Raw genomic sequence first — 22,171 nt, 5'->3', positions numbered from 1 at the left:
AAATCACACTCGCTTTTCACAAATCAGAATCGCGCACTAAATGGCTCACTTAGGCCGTTATCCACGTATACTCCAAGCGGCATCAAAAAATGGACTCAGTCAAATAACCAAGTCCATTTTTATTTGGCATCAGCTTTTATGAATCAGTGCACACCGGAGACCAAGTCAATTCGCGTCACACTATTATGCCAAAGTTCTTGGGCCGTATAAACATCCTTTTCGAACAACACGACAGTGCCATCCGGTTCAATCCGAGCATTGGCACCCAACCATTCCCAAGATGGCATTAACCACAAATTGCGCCGCTTCCCCTTACCCTTTTTGGGTGACCACGCAGAAGCATAGTCATCAATGAAATGTGTACGCATGTATCGAAACTCCCCATTATCAAACTCAATCTGCAAGATGTTGGCGCCCATCCAGACCTTAACTGCTTTAGGTAAAACTGTTGCCATGGTGACCCCCCTTCTCCAAAGCTCCTCAGCAAATAATTAATCAGCACATAAGTAATCGCTTACATTGTTACTATATCACAATAGTGTGTCAAATCAATCTCAAGATTCAGTAAGGACGTCAAAACACCGAACCACCTTGTCCAGGAATCGTGTCACTTAATTAAGCGTCAAAACAAAACGACCGCCACCCATACAGGATGACGATCGTTCAAACATTAGAGCCAACGCCCTAATTAAGTTTTAAATTAAGCAAGTGCCTTTTTAGCAGTGTCAACCAATGCCTTGAAAGCATCAGCATCATTAACAGCTAAATCAGCTAACATCTTACGGTTAACGTCAACGTTAGCTAACTTCAAACCGTGCATTAATTGACTGTAGCTGATGTCGTTGATCCGGGCTGCCGCGTTGATCCGGGCAATCCAAAGACGACGGAAGTCACTCTTACGCCGGCGACGATCGCGGAAGGCGTATAGGTATGACTTCATTACTTGGTCCTTAGCAACCTTAAATTGAATGTGCTTAGCACCACGGTAACCTTTAGCTAATTTTAAAATCCGTTTGCGACGTTTGCGTGTTACAGTTCCACCTTTTACTCGAGCCATGTTATTTCCTCCTAGATTTAACTAAAACGTTGTGAATTATTTTTGTAATAACTTGTGGTATGTCTTGACCATTGGCTTTTCGATAATAGCCGTACCACGTAATTGGCGACGTTGTTTCTTAGTCTTACCATGGAAACGATGACTAGTAAAAGCGTTGGCGCTCTTAATCTTACCCTTAGCAGTTACCTTGAAACGCTTTGCAGCAGCGCGGTTTGTCTTTTGTTTTGGCATAATCAATAATCCTCCTAGAAATTACTTATCTGTTTTTGGTGCTAGTACTAGGAACATACTCCGGCCATCCATCTTAGGATAGGCTTCGACCGTAGAAAATTCCTTAGTAGCTTCAATCATTCGATTTAAGACTTGGCGACCAATATCCTTATGGGTAATAGCGCGGCCCTTAAACCGGATGGAGACGCGAACCTTGTCACCTTTTGACAAGAACTTTTCAGCATGTTTCAGCTTCGTGTTAAAGTCATTGGTGTCGATAGCTGGGCTCAAGCGGACCTCTTTGATGCTGACCACTTTTTGCTTCTTACGGGCTTCCCGATCCTTCTTTTGTTGCTCGAAACGGTACTTCCCATAATCCATAATTCTGGCAACGGGTGGTTTCGCTTTCGGCGCAACCAATACTAGATCTAAACTAGCGTCTTCAGCAATCTGCATTGCTTCTTGTCGTGACTTGACACCTAATTGTTCACCATCGCTGGCGATCAAACGTACTTCGCGAGCACGGATGCCGTCATTAACCATTGAATCTTTAGCTATGGTAATTCACCTCCGAAATATTTTAGAGAAATTCACAAAAAGAGCGGGCGCATAGTACGCCCGCTCAACCCCGTTAATGGGAATCAATTCATCGTTCATCTGCCCGATGACTCTGGTCACCAAGGCGAGAAGCGGGTGCTTCTGCTTTTTTTCTCAACTCCAATATATTAACAAGAACCACGGCCCTTGTCAACCCATCAATCTTAATTGATCGGATTGGTCGTTAATTTATTTGCTAGCACCACGACTGTAATGCTTGATTTCCTGCGTAATGGCACCAATGAACATGTCAACGGCTTCGGATTCAGTCCGTTCTTCACCGTACTTCCGAACTGAAACACTCCCGTTAGCAACTTCTTGGTCACCGACAACTAACAAGTATGGCACCTTCTTCGTTTGTGATTCGCGAATCTTGTAACCCATCTTTTCGTTACGATCATCGATACTTACCCGCACACCTTCAGCCGCCAAACGACGACGAACGGTTTCAGCATAGGCACCGTGTGCACCATTGTTAACTGGGATGATCGTTACTTGTTTAGGTGCTAACCAAGTTGGGAAGGCACCCTTGTAAATTTCAGTCAAGTAAGCGACGAACCGTTCCATCGTTGAAACAAGGCCACGGTGAATCATCACTGGACGATGTTCTTCACCATCAGCACCAACGTACTTCAAGTCAAAGCGTTCTGGTAACAAGAAGTCCAATTGGATAGTTGATAAGGTTTCTTCACCACCAAGGGCCGTCTTAGTTTGAACATCCAACTTAGGACCGTAGAAAGCAGCTTCACCTTCAGCTTCGAAGTAATCCAAGCCCATATCATCCATAGCGGACTTCAACATCTTTTGACTGCGTTCCCACATAGCGTCATCATCGAAGTACTTTTCCTTGTTTTCAGGATCACGGTAGCTCAAACGGAACCGGTAATCAGAAATGTCAAAGTCTTCGTATACTTCAACCATCAAACTCAAGATCTTTTTGAATTCTTCTTCAATTTGATCCAACGCAACGAAGGTATGACCATCGTTCAAAGTCATTTCACGAACCCGTGATAATCCAGTTAAGGCGCCAGACTTTTCGTAACGGTGCATCATGCCGAGTTCAGCGATCCGCAATGGTAATTCACGGTATGAGCGAATGTGATGGTTGTAAATCTGGATATGTGATGGGCAGTTCATTGGCCGTAATTCCAATTGTTCGCCGTCACCCATGTCCATTGGTGGGAACATGTCCTCACGGTAGTGATCCCAGTGACCAGATTGCTTGTAAACGTCCAAGTTAGCTAAGACTGGCGTGTACACATGTTGGTAACCATTTGCGACTTCCTTATCGATAATGTAACGTTCGATTTGACGACGAATCGTTGCACCATTTGGCATCCAGTAAGGCAAGCCATTGCCGACCTTAGGATCAACGAAGAATAAGTCTAATTCGTTACCGATGACCCGGTGATCACGTTCGCGGGCTTCTTGACGCCGCTTGAGGTCAGCATCTAAGTCTTTTTGCTTTAAGAAGGCCGTCCCGTAAATCCGTTGTAACATTGGATTGCTGGACTTACCTTGCCAGTATGCACCGGCAACGGATAATAACTTGAAGACCTTGACTTTCCCCGTTGAAGCTAATTGGGCACCGTCAGATAAATCAACGAAGTCCCCTTGCTTGTAAACAACGACTTGATCATTGTTGGCAGCGGCACGTTCGTTAACTAAGTCTTGTTGGTAAGGGTTGTCACCAACTAAAGCTAAAGCGTCAGCCTTTGATAAGACTTCGCGTTCGATTGGTAAATCTTGTTTGATAATTGCAGCCATCTTATCACTGATGGCTTCCAAATCATCTTCACTGACTTGTTTACCATCTTCGTCAGGATTGTCGGTATCAAAGAAGAAACCGTTGGCATTCCCTTCACCACTCCCAAAATGAATGTTAGGAAATAATTGTTTAACCGCGTTAGCTAATACTTGGGCAGCCGTTTGCCGTAAAACATTGAGGCCGTCTTCACTATCAGCAGCGATAATTTCGATACTACCATCGGTTGTCAGTGGTTGGCGGTAGTCCACGATCTGATCGTTGAACTTACCAGCAACCGACCGTTTAGCCAATGAAGGACTAATTGACTTTGCAATTGCTTCCGTCGTTACGCCGGCATCAAATTGCTTTTCAGCACCATCTGGGAACTTAACATTAATACTTGCCATATACTTGACACTCTCCTTAAAATTTACCCACTCACCAAAACACCGCGCCGGGACGACAAAAAAGTCCCTAATGCCAGAATAAACTAGCATTAGGGACGTCATTGACGTGGTTCCACCCGATTTTTCAGTGTCATCAAAGACACTGACTCATTAGCGCTAATAACGGAAGCGTTCCGGCTCAATTGAGCATATTCACAAAAGTGGTATCTTCGTAAACTCGGTCCAAGACTTCCAGAACAAGGTCTTGGTCTCTGTAATCCATGGTAAACAAAGCGTGTCTTTTGCATCTGTTTTCATTAAACCACTTTTAAACTAAAAGTCAACTCTTGATTTTAAGCATCGGGATTGAGTCGTCGATTACGACCGACCATCTCAATCTCACTCGCAAGGTAACGTACCCGTTGCATGATTCGCTGCGCTTTGACTGGTTCTTCATCACCCTTTTGTGAGAGCGTCAAATAACCATCTTGCAATTCTTGCATCGAAAAATTGGACGAAAAACAAGTTGGCAGTTCCTCCTGCATTCGATACTCCAGAATAACCCCGAGCACATCATCCCGAATCCAAGTCGACGAAGCATCCGCCCCGATATCATCAATCATGAGAATCGGTGCCCGTTTAATCGCATCGACCTTATCCGCCGACGTATTGTTACTAATTGAGCGCTTCATCTCGACCGCAAAACTCGGAAAATGAATCAAGGTCGTATTGAAACCCTTAGCAGCCAACGCGTTCGCCATCCCACCGAGTAAATAAGTTTTACCGACACCAAATGAGCCGTAGAGATATAAGCCCCGGTGAAAACGCTTGGGCGCTTGGGTATAGGCATCAATAAAATCAAGTGCTGCCATTAATGCTGTCGCCCGGTCACCATCTTGATCATACGTCTTTAAGTCAGCGTTTTGAATATTTTTCGGCATACTAATCGAGCGAACTCGTTGCTGCAATTCATGAGCAGCCTGCTGCTCTTGGAGTTGTGGCGTTGGCTGATAAGCAATATCAATCAAATGATTGCTCATCACTAATGCGGGCTGATAACCCGGCGCTTGTGTCGGTTCATGGCGCGCAATTTTACGTTTCTCTTCACAAAATTCATATAATTTAGCCGCTGAACGTTCTAGCGCATCCGAAGATAATTCGTTTTGATGAGCAGCTAAAAACTGGCGAACATCTGGATCTTGGTACACAGCTGTCATTAACGCCTCATACCGATGATTCAAGTTTTTCCGATTCATTAACATCCGGAGTGTTTCTGAGATATTCTCCATGTTTTAGTCCTCCTTTTCCGAATTTGTCTCAAGCTTTGCTAGTCGATCAGCAAGCTGTTTGCGTTGGGCAGCAGTAATTTGTTTGCCGGTCTGAGCTGGTTGCTTACCACGCTCAGTCTGTTGCTGTTGTTGGGCCCACTTTGGCATAATCTCCTTACGCGTCGGTCGCTTGTTCTTGCGCCGCGTCGGTGTTGATTTCGGCTGTTTACGTTGCTTCAAGTACACCAAAGCCGCTTCCGGCGTCGTAATGTCGTGTTGTTGCCAATCATTGGCGACTGTTTCTAGCAAATTACGATTAAGGGCAGCTAACTCCCGATTTTGCAATAAGTAGTAGATCACCATGTTGATGACGGCATTGGGTAATACCCCCCGACCAATTAAATCATGAACTAATCGATTCTCACCGCTCGTCACAAAACCGTGTTTCTCCTGTTTCAAAGCCGTCAAAAACTCATACGGTGCTGTCTGCTTAGCATACGTCACGAGTTGCTGCTCAGCCGTTGAGAGTTGCGCTGAAGTCTTGGTATCCTTAGTGGCCGACGTTGCAGCCGGTACTTCCGTTGCGACCTGTTGACTCGGAACTGCCGGCCGTTCATAGCGTCGCGCAATCAATAGTTTTAATTGGTTTTCATCAAACTGACCCGTTGTCAAACTAGCCACTTCGCTGATTAACTTAGCCATCTCAATCTCACTGATGCCGTAGACTCGACTTTCCGTAATGATCAGTTGCCGTGAACTCGCGACTTGCTTAAGATCAACATAGTTCTGCTTCAAGATTTGTCCTAGCAATTGCCAGTCAAAGTCATCGTCACTGAGCACGGGCGAGTGATCCTCGGCCGGTTCATTGGCCGCCAATTGGGCGCGCACCTTTTGCACTGAAAGAGGTGGCGTCGTAACTTTTTGACTATCAACGTGAAACACATCTAAGATATTTGCCGTCACGTCTTTGGCAGCCGTCAAGTCAATCGGCTGTGCTGCAAAGCTGCCAGCAAGTTGTTGATAACGTAACTCACCGACCGTATCTAACAATAGGACACTCAATAGATCATCCGCAAAGAATTGTAACGCCAGTAATGGTGCTTGTAATTGATAAATGTACATGGCACCCAATTCATCTTGTTGATAATAGCTGCGCAACAAGCCAGTTGCTTCAAGTTTACGCCGAGCCGCTAACACCGTCGGCAAGTCCACATTTAGGATGCCAAGTAGTTCCGCGTGACTGCGTCGATTGCTCAGCTCATTCTCGCTACTCTGTAAGCTACGTAACGCCGCATACAAGCTATATGCCAATGGCCCCATCAGTGGCAAGTATAATTCCGCCAATACAGCTTGTTGCGCCGCACTAAGCGCTGGTGCTTGCGGGACCACTAACCCAGTTTTGGGTGTTAAGGGTTCATCATTTGGCATGTTGTTCACCATTCTTTTTCACTAATCTTTTTTTCGTTTAGGTGCGTGGGTCGTCTTCGCTGACGGTTTTGCCAGTTTGACCTTATCACGCTCCATCATATCTTGGAGTTCATTCAAGAAGACGTGCATATCCTTGAATTGCCGGTAAACACTGGCAAAACGAATGTACGAAATTTCGTCAATATCTGCCAATTGTTCCATGACATACTCACCGATAACTTGGCTTGAAATTTCATTTTCACCCAGTGACCGGACCTTATTTTCAACATCATCAACGACCCCGGTCATCGTTTCCATGCTAACGGGCCGTTTCTCGGCCGAGCGAATAATTCCGCGCAAGACTTTTTCACGATTGAATTCTTCGCGGGCACCATTTTTCTTAATGACTAATAACGGCGTGGCTTCGACCCGTTCAAATGTTGTGAACCGGAACCCACAGTTTTCGCATTCCCGGCGCCGTCGAATCACGCGACCATCATCAGTTGGTCGACTGTCAACCACGCGGGAGCCATTATGATGACAATGTGGACATTGCATAGACTTCTCACCCCTTGTAACAACTAATAATCAGTTTTCATTTAATTAGTAATAGTTTTCAGCCATTTTAACACGGCAGCTTTAGTTTTATCAATGTTGGCCCCGTTATCAATGACAACGTCAGCCCTTGCGACCTTCTGTGCGAGTGGCATTTGGCTGTCAATTCGTGCCTGAGCCGCCTGTTGCGATAAGTGGTTACGTGCCATTAACCGCTGCAATACTACGGCTGGTGGTGCCGTCACAACCAACACTTGATCACAAACATGTTGCCAGCCACTTTCAAATAACAACGGCACATCTAAAATAATTGCGTCGGGCTGTTGCTGGTTTGCCGCGACAATCGCTTCGAACATCGCGTACTGAATCGGTAACCGTGTAATTGCGGTTAAGGCTTGTAAAGCTTGAGCATCGTTAAAAACCAACTGGCCAAGCCATGGCCGATTCAGCCGCCCGTCTGCCAGCACTGCTTGGTGACCAAAGTGCGCCACAATCTTTTGGGTCGTCGGTTGGCCTGGTCCTTCAACCTGCCACGCGATTTTATCAGCATCGACAATTGGCAACCTGGCCGCTAATAATTTTGAAACGGTCGACTTGCCAGTCGCAATACCACCAGTCAATCCAATCAATTTTGTCATCCCAACCACCTACAACTGCTGTTCTAGCGGACAAAAATGCGTTCCCCGCTGCGCCACTTTGATTTTCTTAATAATCGTGCCACACCGCTCACAAGGCTCACCCTCACGGCCATAGACGTGTAAGTGATTTTGAAACTGACCAGCCTCACCAAACACCGTTGAAAACGAATGAACGGTGGTCCCATGGCCTTTGATTGCCATCGCCATTTCATCAATAATGTTTTGGCGCAACGTTGCAATCTCATCGGCGGTTAGCGAATTAGCGGGCCGCATTGGATGAATCTTGCTCATCCATAGCGTTTCGTCCGCATAAATATTCCCGATGCCCGCAAGCTTACTTTGATCCAATAATAATGGTTTGATCATCTTGTTCGACTTGCCAAAAGTGGTCGTCATATAAGCCAGTGTTAACTGTTCAGCAACGGGTTCCGGGCCAATTGTCCGCAATCCCGCCACCGTGTTTTCTTCACCGGTCGGCACGAGCGTCATTCGCCCGAACTTACGCGTATCGTTGTACAGCAAATCACGATCATCGGTCAGATGGAAGATCACGTGCGTGTGTTTACCTTGATCTTCACCACGCGGTACAACATTATACTTGCCTTCCATCCGCAAATGCGACACCATCGTCAGACCATTGCTAAAGCGAAACAATAAATACTTCCCCCGCCGATCAATGGTCTGGATCGTTTGGTTGGCTAAACGCTGTTTGAAACTGTCGACATCATTATTAATAATTTTTGGCCAAAACACATCAATGTTAGCAATCGTCGCCCCTTTAACTAGGCGGTTCAAACCGCGACGAACAGTTTCAACTTCAGGTAATTCAGGCATGGTGGTTCCCCCTATTTTGCATCGTACCAAGTATCACCGTAGTGGCTCTCAACCTTCAACGGAACGGCTAACTGTACGGCGGAATCCATCACGCTTGGCACTAATTTTTCTAAAACTGGAATTTCTTCTTTTGGTGCTTCAAAAATCAATTCATCGTGCACTTGTAGCAACATGGTTGCTTTCAAACCCGCTGCTTGTAACTTATCTTGCATCTTAATCATCGCAATCTTGATGATGTCAGCCGCACTCCCTTGGATAGGCGTGTTCATGGCCGTCCGTTCTGCAAATGAACGCTGATTGAAGCTCTTGGAGTTAATATCTGGCAAGTACCGGCGCCGATGTGAGATAGTTTCCACATAACCTTGTTCTTTCGCCGTTTGCACGATTTCATCCATATATTTTTTGACACCCGGATATTCTTTGAAGTAAGCGTCAATAAAGCTACGCGCCTGCTTGCGACTGATACCAATATTTTGTGACAAGCCGTAATCACTAATTCCATAGACAATTCCAAAGTTAACGGCCTTGGCTTGCCGCCGAATATTGGGCGTCACATCTTCGGCTGACTTCAAGTTAAAGATCCGCATGGCCGTTGCGGCGTGAATATCATCGCCCGCTTTAAAGGCGGCCTGCATATTTTCGTCATTAGTAATATGCGCGAGCACCCGTAATTCGATTTGCGAATAATCAGACGAGAAAATCTGCCAACCTTCATGACTAGGGACAAAGGCTTGCCGAATCTTACGGCCTTCTTCCAAGCGCACCGGAATATTTTGTAAGTTTGGATCAACAGACGATAACCGGCCCGTTTGGGTCAACGTTTGCAAGTAGCGCGTATGCACCTTTTGATCCGTAGAATGAATGGCATCTAGCAAACCAACAACGTAGGTTGATTGAATCTTCGAAATCTGACGATACTGTAAAATATTAGCCACGATTGGGGCTTCCGGTGCTAACTTTTCCAGAACGTCCACGGCCGTAGAATACCCTGTCTTGGTTTTCTTGATCACAGGCAGTTTCATCTCTTCAAACAAGATGTGACCTAGTTGCTTAGGTGAATTAATATTAAACTCTTCACCGGCTTCTTGATAAATTGTCTGTTCAATTTCACTCAAGCGTTCTGTAAACTGACTGCCCATGGCTTTAAGTCGACTGCTGTCGACCGTAATGCCGGCGATTTCCATCTGAGCTAAGACATTGGCCATCGGTTTTTCGATATCATCGTAAAGTTGATCCTGCTCATTGGCTGCCAATTCCTTTAATAACTGTGGCTTCAAGCTAGCGATCGCGGCCAATTTCCGGGCGAGATGACTAAAGAAGACGTCATCATCTTCAGGAATAGCACGCTTAACACCCTTACCATAAACGGTCTCGTCACTCGGCAAGTCAGTATAACCATGTTGTTCGGCTAAACTACCAAGGTCGTTGCTATTATCATTAGTATCTAATAAGTAGGAGACAAGTAGGAGATCAAAGCCAACTTTGCCTAATTGAATTCCCAAACGATTTAAACCGACCGTCGTACGTTTCATATCAAAAACGTCCTTGGCAATTGTTGTACTACTCAAAATATCAGCAATGACTGGTTGCATTAGTAATTCCACGTCACGACTGATGTACCAATGGCCATCCGCCCCAATCGCAAAGCCGGCCAAAGCTGACGTATGATAATTCGGTGTTGGCATCTCCAAATAAAAGTCCACGTGGTCGGTAAATTGTTGCAATTCCGTCAGGTTAGCTTTCGTCAAGACGGTATAATCAATGGGCGTTGCTGGTTCGTCCGACTGTAGGTGTAATTTCTTCAAAAATGATTGAAAGTCCATCTTCTGATAAAACGCGGCCAGCTGGTCAAGATCCGGGCCATCATAGGATAAATCAGCCAATTGAACATCAATCGGCGCATCCCGCTTGATTGTGGCTAACACCTTAGCTTGCGCCGCTTGTTCGCGATCCTCAATCAGATGTTCCTTCATCTTGCTCTGCTTCATGGCATCGATGTTTTCATAAATGCCTTCCATCGTACCATACTGTTTGAGTAATTTAAGGGCGGTCTTCTCACCAACCTTAGTAACACCCGGATAGTTATCCGAGGTATCACCAGTCAACCCCTTCATGTCAATGATTTGTGCCGGTGTAATGCCCAGCTTTTCTTCAACATGGGCCGGCGTATAGCGTTCCACTTCAGAAACACCTTTAACGGTCACGGCCACCGTGGTATGCTCGGTCGTCAACTGGGTCAAATCCCGATCACCAGTGACCACGGTCGTCGTGTAACCGGCTTGATCCGCTTGACCAGCCAGTGTACCGATAATGTCATCGGCTTCGTAATCTTTTAATTCATAATGTTTGATACCGTACGCATCCAAAAGTTGCTTGATGTACGGAATTTGTTCAGAAAACTCACTGGGGGTCTTGGCCCGGCCGCCCTTGTAATTGTCGTACATAGTCGTTCGAAACGTCGTCTTGCCTGCATCAAAAGCCACTAACATATCCGTTGGTTCGACTGCTTTGATCATGTGGTCAAGCATTGTGTTGAAGCCATAAATGGCGTTGGTATGCAGGCCGTCTGGATTTACGAACCGTTCCAATTGGTTATGCAACGCAAAGAACGCTCGAAATGCCACACTGTTACCATCAATCAATAATAATTTTTTTGCCATTAGTTTGCTCCCCATCTCTTAATTTAAATCATCACTTTTATGAAAAACTCGTTATTCAAATCAATAACATCTTTAAGCTGACTGATTGATATTGAACAGCCGCCAGCGTAAGCCGAATGATAAGTTATTTACTCTTATAATTGTACCAAACAATTAACCAAAACGGGAGTTCGGCCCACCGAAAACCCGTGAAATAACTCATTTTTGGTAAATTAAAAGGATTATGACACCTTGGTCATAATCCTTAATAATTATCTTAATGATTAGTCGCGGCTTGAACCACCGAAGATTTGGACGAAGTAGAGGAACAAGTTAACGAAGTCCAAGTATAACTGTAAGGCTCCGGTAACGGCCAAACCAGTCGATGAAACCCGGTCACCATATTGTAAATACATGTCCCGCATCCGGTTAGCATCCCACATGGATAAGCCGGCAAAGATCAGTACACCAATAAATGAAAAAATATAACTAATCATGGCACTTTGTAAGAACAAGTTAACCAATGAAGCGACGATCAACCCAATCAGAGCCGCAAATAGATGCGTGCCTAACCGCGAAATATCACGCTTGGTTGTCGTCCCAATCACTGCCATCGTCGCAAAGACAGCGCCAGCCGCAACAAAGGCCCCAGTAATCACCGCACCCGTATACAAGGACAATGTAATCGACATTTCAACGCCAAAAATAACTGCAAAGAGCATCAGTAAGGTGAAACTCATCGCTGGGTTACGCGTCGCATTGACTTGAATGCCACCAATCATTACAAACATGCTAACAATGAAAATCATCAAGAAGATGAATGGGTGTTGAGCAAAAGCAGTATTAATTTGTGTTTGGAACGTGTTCATCGCTAAGTAAACGGTAAAGGCCGATACTAGCACAGCGATTGTCATAAACCCATACATTTTAGTTAAGAAACTACGGAGCCCAACTTGTGTATTGATGGTCCGTGGTTGTGGATCATTTTGAAAATTGTTCATAAAATCCCTCTTTCACCTAAAAATTGACTACTCGTTACTTTTTCCGAGTTAAGATTAAAATTGAGTTAGTGAATTGTTACTAACGCAGGGTGCGCCAGTAACAACGCCACACTAGTTTGTCAATCATTTGCCTATGACTAGCCATCTCAATCAGTCACCTCAACTTTCTTAACCTAAGTCTATCAAATTAGTCAAAGAAGGTAAAATAGTTTGTGCCTGTGAATTTAATAAGAATTTCTTATGTTTAATCGAATCCTATTCAATCATTGTCTTTAATGGATTACCAGTACATTAGGATTTTCTTGATTGTGGACAACTATAAACATTCATAATAGAACATCAATCTGTGGGACTTTTTGTGGGATATCTATGGGAGCTTTGCGGGAAATTTTTTAAGGCGCGGGCGGCGTCATACATAGCTTTCTAACTATAAAGTCCCACACTAGCAAACATTTATTCGCTGGTGTAGAGCTCAACATTATTTAATGTATAAAGCATTGATTAGTTTTAACACGTTGAAAATTACAATAAAAAGTTAGCCCTAGCCATTGACTTGTTAATTATTTTCTGAATCAAAAGCACCCTGCAAATATCGTTGTCGCAACGCAGCGACCTTGACCTCAACAACCTGATTATGATTGATCCGTGCAAAAGCTTCGGTTTCACTTATTAACTGCCTAATCAACGTATCTGAATGTTTTTGCTTAACAGCATTCTCAGCGGCTAAATATTTCAATCGCGGTAAATAATACGTGACATGTTCATCCGAACAAAGCGTTATCCCATCATCAATCAAATGATCACTAGTGATAAAGTCTTCACTGATCGCATAATATTCAGCCGTATAAAAAATCAAAGTTAATAGTCGCAAATAATCATTAGCATATCCTAGTGAGTCAGCATGCTCAACATAGTATCGTACTTTCTCAAAATAAAACTGGGCTTTTTCATGCTCGGCTAGGCGACCATACATGACCCCCAGACCGACATAAGCTAGTGGTGTAAAAATTGTTTGATGATCATCGTCCAAATCATCAATAATTTGCGAGAAGGAAAAACAAATATCATTGGCCGTCCCATTAATTAACGAACTCAGCATGCCACATAAGTAGTAATATTGCATCCGTAAAGGTGCCGCATCAATTTGTTCAGCTGACAGACCTACCAATGATTGCAAAACTGATTGATAGTCTTCCATCATCAATCGCCGTTCAATCTCATCGAGTTGTTGTCGAATTTGCGTTATTGAATTAGTCTGATTTTCACTTAAGTCATCAACCGTCAATCCCAGCCGGGCACAAAGTTGACTTAGAATCGCTAACGCCGGTACTCGTCCACGTCGTTCAAATTTACTTAAAGTCGCCTGAGTACAAATTCCATTTGATAATTTGACTTGTGAAATTTTTAGAGCTTTTCGCCGGGCCACAAACTTTTCAATATCCATCTCGCACCACCTCACCAGTTAACCATGAATGCCAAGGGCAACCTTAGCAAAACGGCTCATTTTATCAATCCCCCAGGCTGGTTCCCAGACCAAATCAAGTTCACAATCCTTAACACCATCTACACTCATGATTGCTTGATTGATTTGACTCGCCAATAAGTTTCCTAATGGGCATCCCATAGTCGTCAACGTCATCGTTACCGTACAACTACCATTATCGTCCACGTCAACACCATAGATCAAACCAAGGTTAACCATGTCAACACCCAGTTCTGGATCAATTACCTGCTCTAACGACTTCATGACCGCGTCTTCAACGGGTGAGAGTGTCTGATCCTCGTCAAGTTCGTCTGCCATTCTGCCACACTCCTGTCTATTTTGACCTATTTCTAATTATACCATTCTTAAAATAAACTTTATGTTAATTATTAATAATTCCAATTTATAACAAGTCCTGTCATTACTGCTATCGAGAAAATCGACTAGCATGATAAAAACACAAGCTGGGTACAATTTTCAAACCCACTGTTGAAATCATCAACTTACCTGGCTGGTATGATCAATTGCATTCATCAGCAATCCTTTAACCTAAAAAACTTGAGTCACAATCTCGATTGCAACTCAAGTTTTGATTAAACATCGGCTTGTAAACTTGAGACGATTGTAATCACAGTTTCATCATTGTCCAATCATCAAATCAGTTCTGGACTTACCATATTAAAACTACCCAATCGATCCTTCCATCTCAAAGCTGATTAACCGGTTTAATTCAACAGCATATTCCATCGGTAATTGCTTCGTAAATGGTTCTACGAATCCCATGATAATCATTTCGGTGGCCTTAGCTTCTGAAATTCCTCGGCTCATCAAGTAGTAAAGTTGTTCCTCTGAAATTTTAGAAACTTTGGCTTCGTGTTCCATCGCCACATTAGCACTGTCAATTTCGTTATACGGAATCGTATTGGAAGACGACTGATCATCCATGATGATCGTGTCACACTCAACATGCGCTTTGGAACCGTCTGAATGCTTGGCAAAACGCACGGTCCCACGGTAATCAGTCGCACCACCAGTCTTGGCAATCGACTTCGAAACAATCGAACTGGAGGTATTCTTAGCATTATGAATCATCCGAGCACCAGAATCTTGGTGGATGCCATTGCTGGCAACCGCGATTGATAACATGGTCCCGCGGGCACCTTCACCATTCAAATAAACGCTTGGGTACTTCATCGTAACCTTCGAACCTAAATTCCCATCGACCCATTCCATCGTGGCATTTTCGGCTGCTGCAGCCCGCTTAGTTTCTAGACTATAAACGTTATCGGACCAGTTTTGGATCGTCGTATAACGGCAGTAAGCGTTCGGTTCAACATTAACCTCAACGACGGCCGCGTGCAAACTGTCCGAAGAATAATTAGGGGCCGTACAACCCTCAACATAGTCGACACTGGCCCCATCTTCCACGATAATCAAGGTCCGCTCAAACTGACCCGAATTTTCAGCGTTTAACCGGAAATACGACTGAATCGGTGTTTTCGTCTGAACACCTTTCGGCACGTAGATGAAGGAGCCACCCGACCAGACGGCTGCGTTTAAAGCCGCAAACTTATTGTCGGTTGGTTTGACGAGTTTACCAAACCACTTCTTGAACAATTCCGGATAATCGTGGAGTGCCGTATCGGTATCGGTAAAAATAATCCCTAACTTTTCAAAATCTTTACGCATATTGTGATAAACGACTTCAGATTCATACTGCGCCGATGAACCAGCCAAGTATTTCCGTTCAGCTTCGGGCACGCCTAACCGGTCAAACGTCCGCTTCAAGTCAGCTGGGACTTCTTTCCAGTCCCGGAACTTCTTATCGGTCATCTTCTGATAATACAGCATGTCCTTCAAGTCGAGTTTCGTGAGATCCGGGCCAAACTTAGGCATCGGCATCTTTAAATACTCATGATAGGCATTTAACCGATAATCCAACATCCATTGTGGCTCATGTTTGGCCGCGGAAATTTCGCGCACCGTGGCTTCCGTTAATCCTCGCCCAGTTGAATATGCTGGTTTGACATCGTCATGAAATCCATATTCATAATCACGGTCATTTTTGACCACGTCAGGTACTTCACTCATACTTCTGATTCCTCCTCATTGCCATTTTCAGCAAGCAATGCCCGTTGCAAAGCCCACCAAGCTAGCGTGGCACATTTGATTCGTGCCGGAAATTGCATAATATTCGATAAAATTGCGGCGTCTTCTAAGGCATCCATATCGGCCTGCGGGTGTTGCTTGCCAATCGCCATATCTGAAAACGTCTTGGCCATCGCCAATGCCTGTTCCTTAGACTTCCCCATCACCGCATCCGTCATCATGCTGGCTGAAGCTTGACTGATGGTACAGCCCTCACCCGTAAATCCAATATCTTCGATTTGATCATGATCATCCAATTGGATGGCCAAATTGATGACGTCGCCACAAGTTGGATTTTTCAACGTAATGGCATGGGTCGCGTTTGGCAACGCATTTTTGTGATGCGGATGATCACCGTGATCTAAAATTACTTCGCGATACAAGCCACTTAACTTAGACAGTCCCATGTTCGAAAAACTCCTTTGTTGCTTGGAGTGACGTTAATAATTGATCAGCGTCCGCTTGCGTATTGTAAATGTAAAAACTGGCCCGTGCAGTCGCCACTAAGCCGAGCGCTGCCATCAGAGGCTGGGCACAGTGATGACCCGCGCGCACGGCGACACCTTCCATATCCAACGCGGTGGCCGCGTCGTGCGGATGCAAACCGTCGATATTAAAGGCGATGACGCCCGTATGACGTTGTGGATCTTGGGGACCGTAGACTGTGACACCAGGCATTGCAATCAACTTAGGCAATAAGTAATTGACTAATTGCTGTTCGTGTTGCTGAACCTGATCCATACCGAGTTGTGTCAAATAATCAACCGCTGCGCCCAAGCCAATCGCACCGGCAATGTTCTGAGTGCCCGCTTCAAACTTCCACGGTAATTCCGCCCAGGTACTGTCGTCGCGGTGAACAAAGCCAATCATCTCACCACCAAATTGATACGGTGGCATCGTAGCTAATAAATTCTCACGACCATATAGAACGCCAATACCGGTTGGTCCCAGCATCTTATGCCCCGAAAATGCGTAAAAATCAACATCGAGTGCCTGGACATCGACCGGCATATGAGGGGCTGCTTGCGCCCCATCCGCGATCATCACGGCACCGTGTTGATGCGCCAATCGTGCTAACGTCTTGATTGGATTGACCGTTCCCAATACATTACTAGCATGGGTCACTGAAACGATTTTTGTTCGATCCGTAATCTTGTTGGCAGCATCGGCCATGTCCAATTCACCAGTCGCCGTTAACTCAATATATTTCAAGGTGGCGTGCTTACGCAATGCTAACTGTTGCCACGGAATTAAATTACTATGATGCTCCATAACGGAAATGACGATCTCATCACCCGCTTGAATATTGGCTTCGCCATAAGTACTGGCAATCAGATTGAGACTATCCGTCGTCCCTTTAGTGAAGACGATTTCATCCGTTTTTGCAGCATTGATGAACCGTTGCACCTTGGCGCGCGCAGCTTCGTATTGACTAGTGGCCCGCTCTGCTAAGGTGTGCACACCGCGATGAACATTGGCATTATCGTGTTGATAAAAGTGAACGAGCGCATCCACGACTTGGTTGGGGCGCTGCGCAGTCGCCGCATTATCCAGGTAGACAAGTCGTTCATCATTCACTGGTTGGTCTAGAATGGGAAAATCTGACCGTAACGTCTCAAAATTGGATGCCATCTTCAAGCTTCCTTTCAATCGTGTTCGTTAAGCGAGTCCGGACAGTCTTCGATGGGATCGCACCAATCACGGTACTTAAGAAGCCCCGAATAACCAACCGTTGGGCCTGTGGTTTATCAATCCCGCGACTCATCAAATAGTACATTTGATTTTGATCAATTTGACCAACACTGGCTGCATGTCCAGCTAACACGTCATTTTCATCGATCAATAGAATCGGGTTCGCGTCACCATGGGCATCATCAGACATCATCAAAACCCGATTTTCCTGTTCAGCATGTGCACCGGAGGCCCCGTGAATAATGTGACCGATTCCGTTAAAGATCAGGTTAGACTTTTCCATAATGACCCCACGTTGTACGATATTGCCGTCAGTCTTCTTACCACGGTTGGTGACCCGCGTATTAACACAGACATCCTGGGCCTTGGTCGTCACTGTGATGACCTTGGCATCGGATTTGGCGCCTTCACCGATCAGTTCCGAGTCAAAGTCCCCGAAAGTGTTACCGTTATTCATCATGCCAATCGCCCAATCGACTTTGGCTCCCCGACTGATTGCGGCCCGCCGATTCAAATAAGCAGTCGTGTTGGCTCCGAGTTCATCGAACGCTGAAAAATGCACTTCACTGTCAGCCCGTGCCAAAATTTCTACAACACAGTTGGCGATATTATCGACGTCACCCTTCGTTGTCAGGTGCTGAGTTACTGCGAAATGACTGTCTTGTTCAGCCACAATCAAGACGTGACTAATTAACGGTTGCACTCGGGTACTATCCTGAATCGTGGTGATCTCAATTGGTTCTTTGACAGTAACCCCTTTAGGAACATAGAGGAAGACTCCGGCGTTCAAAAACGCAGTATGGTAGCTAGTCAACCGGTCCTCGTCAGTTTTGACGACTTTGCCCATAAAATGTTTTTCAGTTAGCTGTGGATGTTCGCGAAAAGCCGTGAACATATCGGTCAAAATGACGCCTTGATCATCTAGTTCATCAGGCAAATTGACGGTCACCGTTGTCTGCCCAACTTGTACGATTTGGATATGACCAGTTTCAGCCGTTATATCAGTTGCTAAGGTCCGATCCGAACGACTGAACTTTAGTGGTTGGTCAGTGGGCGTCAGCGGCCAGTCGCGAATACTAAAGCGATCAGCTTTGGGAACCGTCAGACCTTGCATCGCATCTAAAGCCGCTAAACGGCGTTCAACGAGCCAGTGCGGTTCACCATGTTCGTTAGCAGCCGCGGCTAGCGTTGTCTTGATAGTTTCATAATCAGCAGTTGCTTCCATCACTGCACCCCCTAGTCTTCGTCGTCAACAAGTTTGACGTCGATATTCAAATCATCACGCAACCCAGCATAACCTTCTTTTTCAAGGGTCTTTGCTAAGTCGGCATTGCCAGTCTTCACGATCCGGCCACCCATCATCACGTGAACGACATCGGGCACAATGTAGTTCAACAGCCGTTGATAATGCGTGATGATTAATGAACCAAAGTTATCGCCGCGCATCGAATTAACACCCTTGGAAACCACTTGCAATGCATCGATATCAAGCCCGGAATCAATTTCGTCCAGTAAAGCGAATGATGGCTTGATCATCAATAATTGCAAAATCTCGTTACGCTTCTTTTCACCACCGGAGAAACCTTCGTTTAGGTAACGTTCCGTCATGGATTCGCTCATATTAAGTAGCGCCAAGTTCTTGTCGAGTTCTTTAAGAAAGGTCATCACCGAGATCTGATCATCGGCAGGTCGGCGTGCGTTCATTGCTGCCCGTAAAAATTCAGCATTAGTGACCCCTTGAATTTCAGCTGGATACTGCATGCCGAGGAAGAGTCCCTTACGTGCACGTTCATCAACTGGCATGTTGACAATACTTTCGCCGTTCAATAAGATATCGCCTTGAGTGACGTGGTAAGCCGGTTGGCCCATAATAGTTTGTGATAAAGTGGACTTACCAGTCCCATTTGGTCCCATAATGGCGTGAATTTCACCAGTTTTCATGGATAAATTGACGCCTTTTAAAATCTCGCGAGACTTTTGTTGCTCATCATCCGTCACTTCAACGTGTAAATCTTTAACTTCCAAGGTTGCCATTTAAATCATCCTCCAACAATTGAATTTATGACCAAGCCGTTATTCCTTCCGTATATAATGATTAGTCAACGGCTTCAACAAAAATAGCGTAACATCGGCCTTTTTGTATTCTATACTTAGAGTATAACCGTTTTCATTTCAAAAGAAAATAAGGCTTTTTCCCATATTAATAAAAGCCCTTTCATGCTATGATGTAGGTATAATATTTTTGATGAATTATTCACTATTGGAATATTCAGAAAGGACTGAGCCTGATGCTAAGTCAATCCGTTACTAATACATCACCATTACATATTCAACAATTCACAGGCCTGGATAATCAGACCGTTCAACGATTGCACAGCTTAGGGCTACATGTCGGCAGTCCGCTGGCCGTTATTCGCTACTATCCGTTTCACGGACCCGTAATTGTTCAGATTGATCAACAACGGATTGGGATTCGGTACACCGTATTTCAAACGTTGATTGGAGGCCATTAAGATGACGACGGTTGCATTGCTCGGAAATCCCAACACTGGTAAGACCACGCTATTCAATGAACTGACGGATAAATACGCGTACGTCGGTAACTGGACCGGCGTGACCGTTGAGAAGAAGATGGGCCGGATTCGGCACTCTGAAGTTGAAATGGTCGATTTACCCGGGGTCTATTCACTTAATCCAATCACCAAAGATGAAGCAGTCGTCACCAACTATCTGCTACATAACCACCCTGATCTAATTCTGAACGTGACCAACGCGAGTCAGCTCAAGCGTAACTTGTTGCTGTCGATCGAAGTGTTGGAATTTGGCGCACCGGTGATTATCGCACTCAATATGATTGATGACCTCAAACGGACGGGCCATTATTATGATTTTGACACGCTAGCTGAACAACTTGGCTGTCAGATCAAAGCGACTAACGCCCGCAATAAAGAAGGGCTGAATCAGCTACGCGAAGGCTTATTGGCAGGTCCCCATCCGGCCGCGACACCGCTCAAACTCAACTATCCTTTCATGATTGAGCAAGCCATTCGTCAGGCTAGCCAACAGCTCATCAAAAAGTTTGATTTGACAGCAGACTTCGCACGATGGCTGACGATTCAGTTTATTAACCAAAATAAGCCAATTCGAGCCTACGCGAAACACATGGATCTAACACCACTGACTAGCCAATCCGCTTACTACGATGCTCAAAAGTTCGATGAGCAGATTTTCCAAACCCGGCTAGATTTTATTGAGCAAACCTTAGCCAGCGCTAGTCAAAATTTGGCGAGCACCAGTCACGTTGAAATGACCGCTAAAATTGACAAATGGGTCACCAATCCGTTCTTAGGGCTACCCGTCTTCGTGGGAATCTTCTACTTGATGTTCAAGTTATCCTTTGACTGGGTCGGTACGCCCCTGTCAGATTTGTTAGACAGCTTTGTCTCCGGCCCACTGTCCAGCACCGTGAGTCATTGGTTGACAATGGCTGGTGCTATTCCAGTTTTGCGCTCATTAATTGTGAATGGCTTGATTGCGGGCGTTGGTGGCGTGCTGGTCTTTATTCCCCAAATTTTCGTTCTATTTGCCTGCATTTCCATCTTAGAAGACTCAGGTTATATGGCGCGGGCGGCATTAGTCACCGACCGTTTGATGCAAATGATTGGACTCAATGGGAAAGCCTTTATCCCACTGATTATTGGTTTTGGATGTAACGTTACTGGTATCATGGCTGCCCGAACGATTGAGCAGCCTAAAGAACGCTTGATTACCACTTTAATTTCACCATTCATGAGTTGCTCCGCCCGCCTGCCAATCTACAGCCTATTCGTAGCGGCCTTCTTTCCCAAAAATCAGGCCTTGATCGTCTTATCGATTTACTTCTTAGGAATTGCCGTCGCCCTCGCTATGGCTAAATTTTATCAACTGATTTTCAACGTCGATGATAGTTCCGTCTTCATCGTTGAGTTACCGCAATATCACATTCCACGGGTCGACATTATTTGGCGTGGCACCTGGGACAAGGGCAAGGGTTTCATTAAAAAGGCTGGTACGATCATTTTTGCCGGTACGGTCTTGATCTGGTTACTTTCCTCATTTGGCACCAGTGGCTTAGTCAGCGATATCGACAACAGCTTTGCTGCGACACTTGGTAAAACACTATTGCCGCTGTTCGCGCCACTCGGTGTGACTGCTTGGCAAGTTATCTCAGCCCTCTTTACTGGGATTCTAGCCAAAGAAGTCATCAGCTCTAGTATGATGGTGATGTTCCATAGCGCTAATCAGGCCGGCTTGATTGCCATGATGGGGCGTTTCTTTACACCCCTATCCGCATACGCGATGCTCGTCTTCATCCTGCTATATGTCCCGTGCTTCGCCACGATTGGGACCATTAAGTCCGAGACTGGGTCAACCAAGTGGGCCGTTTACGCCGTCTTCTCGAGTTTAGTCATTGCCTATACCTTGGCCTTCGTTATTTACCAAGTTGGCCAATTATTTATCTGAAAGGAG

At 45.2% G+C, this 22,171-nt stretch carries 21 protein-coding genes and 1 other annotated feature; of the genes, 2 read left to right on the top strand and 19 right to left on the bottom strand.

What is annotated here, in order from left to right:
• Nucleotides 1-143: 143 nt before the first annotated feature.
• The 19 genes from RXV91_RS08035 to sufC all read right to left on the bottom strand — a co-directional run bounded on the left by RXV91_RS08035 (nucleotide 144) and on the right by sufC (nucleotide 19,696).
• The gene (locus RXV91_RS08035) at nucleotides 144-455 is read right to left on the bottom strand and encodes a hypothetical protein (RefSeq protein WP_316439452.1); all 312 of its coding nucleotides are present in this window, start codon (nucleotides 453-455) and stop codon (nucleotides 144-146) included.
• 245 nt (nucleotides 456-700) lie between these two features.
• On the bottom strand, nucleotides 701-1,057 hold the full coding sequence (gene rplT, locus RXV91_RS08030) for a 50S ribosomal protein L20 (RefSeq protein WP_003640279.1): 357 nt from the start codon (nucleotides 1,055-1,057) through the stop codon (nucleotides 701-703).
• A gap of 36 nt (nucleotides 1,058-1,093) precedes the next feature.
• Nucleotides 1,094-1,288, bottom strand: a complete 195-nt coding sequence (rpmI, locus tag RXV91_RS08025) for a 50S ribosomal protein L35 (RefSeq protein ID WP_003638526.1) — start codon at nucleotides 1,286-1,288, stop codon at nucleotides 1,094-1,096.
• A gap of 21 nt (nucleotides 1,289-1,309) precedes the next feature.
• Complete coding sequence (gene infC / locus RXV91_RS08020) at nucleotides 1,310-1,810, bottom strand: translation initiation factor IF-3 (RefSeq protein ID WP_003640278.1); 501 nt, start codon at nucleotides 1,808-1,810, stop codon at nucleotides 1,310-1,312.
• Between the two features lie 44 nt (nucleotides 1,811-1,854).
• Nucleotides 1,855-1,978: a sequence feature (ribosomal protein L20 leader region), on the bottom strand.
• A gap of 75 nt (nucleotides 1,979-2,053) precedes the next feature.
• The gene (thrS, locus tag RXV91_RS08015) at nucleotides 2,054-4,018 is read right to left on the bottom strand and encodes a threonine--tRNA ligase (RefSeq protein WP_003644287.1); all 1,965 of its coding nucleotides are present in this window, start codon (nucleotides 4,016-4,018) and stop codon (nucleotides 2,054-2,056) included.
• A 332-nt stretch (nucleotides 4,019-4,350) separates the two neighbouring features.
• Nucleotides 4,351-5,286 carry a primosomal protein DnaI gene (gene dnaI, locus RXV91_RS08010; RefSeq protein ID WP_316439451.1) on the bottom strand — a complete coding sequence of 312 codons (936 nt, stop codon included), beginning with the start codon at nucleotides 5,284-5,286 and terminating at the stop codon, nucleotides 4,351-4,353.
• A 3-nt stretch (nucleotides 5,287-5,289) separates the two neighbouring features.
• Nucleotides 5,290-6,693: a DnaD domain protein gene (locus RXV91_RS08005; RefSeq protein ID WP_316439450.1), complete on the bottom strand. Its 1,404-nt coding sequence runs from the start codon at nucleotides 6,691-6,693 to the stop codon at nucleotides 5,290-5,292.
• A 21-nt stretch (nucleotides 6,694-6,714) separates the two neighbouring features.
• The gene (gene nrdR, locus RXV91_RS08000) at nucleotides 6,715-7,230 is read right to left on the bottom strand and encodes a transcriptional regulator NrdR (protein WP_003640274.1); all 516 of its coding nucleotides are present in this window, start codon (nucleotides 7,228-7,230) and stop codon (nucleotides 6,715-6,717) included.
• Between the two features lie 41 nt (nucleotides 7,231-7,271).
• The gene (gene coaE, locus RXV91_RS07995) at nucleotides 7,272-7,865 is read right to left on the bottom strand and encodes a dephospho-CoA kinase (protein ID WP_316439449.1); all 594 of its coding nucleotides are present in this window, start codon (nucleotides 7,863-7,865) and stop codon (nucleotides 7,272-7,274) included.
• 9 nt (nucleotides 7,866-7,874) lie between these two features.
• Nucleotides 7,875-8,699 carry a bifunctional DNA-formamidopyrimidine glycosylase/DNA-(apurinic or apyrimidinic site) lyase gene (gene mutM, locus RXV91_RS07990; protein WP_316439448.1) on the bottom strand — a complete coding sequence of 275 codons (825 nt, stop codon included), beginning with the start codon at nucleotides 8,697-8,699 and terminating at the stop codon, nucleotides 7,875-7,877.
• Between the two features lie 11 nt (nucleotides 8,700-8,710).
• Nucleotides 8,711-11,359 carry a DNA polymerase I gene (gene polA, locus RXV91_RS07985; protein ID WP_316439447.1) on the bottom strand — a complete coding sequence of 883 codons (2,649 nt, stop codon included), beginning with the start codon at nucleotides 11,357-11,359 and terminating at the stop codon, nucleotides 8,711-8,713.
• 263 nt (nucleotides 11,360-11,622) lie between these two features.
• Nucleotides 11,623-12,339 (bottom strand): Bax inhibitor-1/YccA family protein, encoded by a 717-nt coding sequence (locus tag RXV91_RS07980; protein ID WP_316439446.1) that lies wholly within the window; start codon nucleotides 12,337-12,339, stop codon nucleotides 11,623-11,625.
• Between the two features lie 556 nt (nucleotides 12,340-12,895).
• Nucleotides 12,896-13,783, bottom strand: coding sequence for a helix-turn-helix transcriptional regulator (locus RXV91_RS07975; protein ID WP_316439445.1), 888 nt, complete (start codon nucleotides 13,781-13,783; stop codon nucleotides 12,896-12,898).
• A gap of 18 nt (nucleotides 13,784-13,801) precedes the next feature.
• Entirely contained in the window at nucleotides 13,802-14,140 is a 339-nt protein-coding gene (locus RXV91_RS07970) for a metal-sulfur cluster assembly factor (RefSeq protein ID WP_316439444.1), read from the bottom strand.
• A 366-nt stretch (nucleotides 14,141-14,506) separates the two neighbouring features.
• Complete coding sequence (gene sufB / locus RXV91_RS07965) at nucleotides 14,507-15,913, bottom strand: Fe-S cluster assembly protein SufB (protein ID WP_003640267.1); 1,407 nt, start codon at nucleotides 15,911-15,913, stop codon at nucleotides 14,507-14,509.
• Nucleotides 15,910-16,377, bottom strand: a complete 468-nt coding sequence (gene sufU / locus RXV91_RS07960) for a Fe-S cluster assembly sulfur transfer protein SufU (protein WP_316439443.1) — start codon at nucleotides 16,375-16,377, stop codon at nucleotides 15,910-15,912. Before sufU ends, sufB begins: the two co-directional genes overlap by 4 nt.
• Nucleotides 16,364-17,602: a cysteine desulfurase gene (locus RXV91_RS07955; protein ID WP_316439442.1), complete on the bottom strand. Its 1,239-nt coding sequence runs from the start codon at nucleotides 17,600-17,602 to the stop codon at nucleotides 16,364-16,366. The genes sufU and RXV91_RS07955 overlap by 14 nt, the downstream gene beginning before the upstream one ends.
• On the bottom strand, nucleotides 17,586-18,887 hold the full coding sequence (gene sufD, locus RXV91_RS07950) for a Fe-S cluster assembly protein SufD (protein WP_316439441.1): 1,302 nt from the start codon (nucleotides 18,885-18,887) through the stop codon (nucleotides 17,586-17,588). The genes RXV91_RS07955 and sufD overlap by 17 nt, the downstream gene beginning before the upstream one ends.
• Nucleotides 18,888-18,898: 11 nt before the next feature.
• Nucleotides 18,899-19,696: a Fe-S cluster assembly ATPase SufC gene (sufC, locus tag RXV91_RS07945; RefSeq protein ID WP_316439440.1), complete on the bottom strand. Its 798-nt coding sequence runs from the start codon at nucleotides 19,694-19,696 to the stop codon at nucleotides 18,899-18,901.
• A 254-nt stretch (nucleotides 19,697-19,950) separates the two neighbouring features.
• Between sufC and RXV91_RS07940 the strand changes: the two genes are divergently transcribed.
• Nucleotides 19,951-20,175, top strand: a complete 225-nt coding sequence (locus tag RXV91_RS07940) for a FeoA family protein (RefSeq protein ID WP_316439439.1) — start codon at nucleotides 19,951-19,953, stop codon at nucleotides 20,173-20,175.
• Nucleotide 20,176: 1 nt separating this feature from the next.
• Nucleotides 20,177-22,165 carry a ferrous iron transport protein B gene (gene feoB / locus RXV91_RS07935; RefSeq protein ID WP_316439438.1) on the top strand — a complete coding sequence of 663 codons (1,989 nt, stop codon included), beginning with the start codon at nucleotides 20,177-20,179 and terminating at the stop codon, nucleotides 22,163-22,165.
• Nucleotides 22,166-22,171 lie beyond the last annotated feature (6 nt).

The organism is Lactiplantibacillus sp. DA1, assembly GCF_032681335.1.
Taxonomy (GTDB): domain Bacteria; phylum Bacillota; class Bacilli; order Lactobacillales; family Lactobacillaceae; genus Lactiplantibacillus.
Note: the sequence above shows the minus strand (reverse complement) of the source record. Positions and strands in the feature narration are given on the sequence as shown.

Bases quoted from the DNA above. Each gene is read 5' to 3' on its own strand.
- RXV91_RS08035 (WP_316439452.1), bottom strand. From the start codon at position 455: ATGGCAACAGTTTTACCTAAAGCAGTTAAGGTCTGGATGGGCGCCAAC.
- rplT (WP_003640279.1), bottom strand. From the start codon at position 1,057: ATGGCTCGAGTAAAAGGTGGAACTGTAACACGCAAACGTCGCAAACGG.
- rpmI (WP_003638526.1), bottom strand. From the start codon at position 1,288: ATGCCAAAACAAAAGACAAACCGCGCTGCTGCAAAGCGTTTCAAGGTA.
- infC (WP_003640278.1), bottom strand. From the start codon at position 1,810: ATGGTTAATGACGGCATCCGTGCTCGCGAAGTACGTTTGATCGCCAGC.
- thrS (WP_003644287.1), bottom strand. From the start codon at position 4,018: ATGGCAAGTATTAATGTTAAGTTCCCAGATGGTGCTGAAAAGCAATTT.
- dnaI (WP_316439451.1), bottom strand. From the start codon at position 5,286: ATGGAGAATATCTCAGAAACACTCCGGATGTTAATGAATCGGAAAAAC.
- RXV91_RS08005 (WP_316439450.1), bottom strand. From the start codon at position 6,693: ATGCCAAATGATGAACCCTTAACACCCAAAACTGGGTTAGTGGTCCCG.
- nrdR (WP_003640274.1), bottom strand. From the start codon at position 7,230: ATGCAATGTCCACATTGTCATCATAATGGCTCCCGCGTGGTTGACAGT.
- coaE (WP_316439449.1), bottom strand. From the start codon at position 7,865: ATGACAAAATTGATTGGATTGACTGGTGGTATTGCGACTGGCAAGTCG.
- mutM (WP_316439448.1), bottom strand. From the start codon at position 8,699: ATGCCTGAATTACCTGAAGTTGAAACTGTTCGTCGCGGTTTGAACCGC.
- polA (WP_316439447.1), bottom strand. From the start codon at position 11,359: ATGGCAAAAAAATTATTATTGATTGATGGTAACAGTGTGGCATTTCGA.
- RXV91_RS07980 (WP_316439446.1), bottom strand. From the start codon at position 12,339: ATGAACAATTTTCAAAATGATCCACAACCACGGACCATCAATACACAA.
- RXV91_RS07975 (WP_316439445.1), bottom strand. From the start codon at position 13,783: ATGGATATTGAAAAGTTTGTGGCCCGGCGAAAAGCTCTAAAAATTTCA.
- RXV91_RS07970 (WP_316439444.1), bottom strand. From the start codon at position 14,140: ATGGCAGACGAACTTGACGAGGATCAGACACTCTCACCCGTTGAAGAC.
- sufB (WP_003640267.1), bottom strand. From the start codon at position 15,913: ATGAGTGAAGTACCTGACGTGGTCAAAAATGACCGTGATTATGAATAT.
- sufU (WP_316439443.1), bottom strand. From the start codon at position 16,377: ATGGGACTGTCTAAGTTAAGTGGCTTGTATCGCGAAGTAATTTTAGAT.
- RXV91_RS07955 (WP_316439442.1), bottom strand. From the start codon at position 17,602: ATGGCATCCAATTTTGAGACGTTACGGTCAGATTTTCCCATTCTAGAC.
- sufD (WP_316439441.1), bottom strand. From the start codon at position 18,887: ATGGAAGCAACTGCTGATTATGAAACTATCAAGACAACGCTAGCCGCG.
- sufC (WP_316439440.1), bottom strand. From the start codon at position 19,696: ATGGCAACCTTGGAAGTTAAAGATTTACACGTTGAAGTGACGGATGAT.
- RXV91_RS07940 (WP_316439439.1), top strand. From the start codon at position 19,951: ATGCTAAGTCAATCCGTTACTAATACATCACCATTACATATTCAACAA.
- feoB (WP_316439438.1), top strand. From the start codon at position 20,177: ATGACGACGGTTGCATTGCTCGGAAATCCCAACACTGGTAAGACCACG.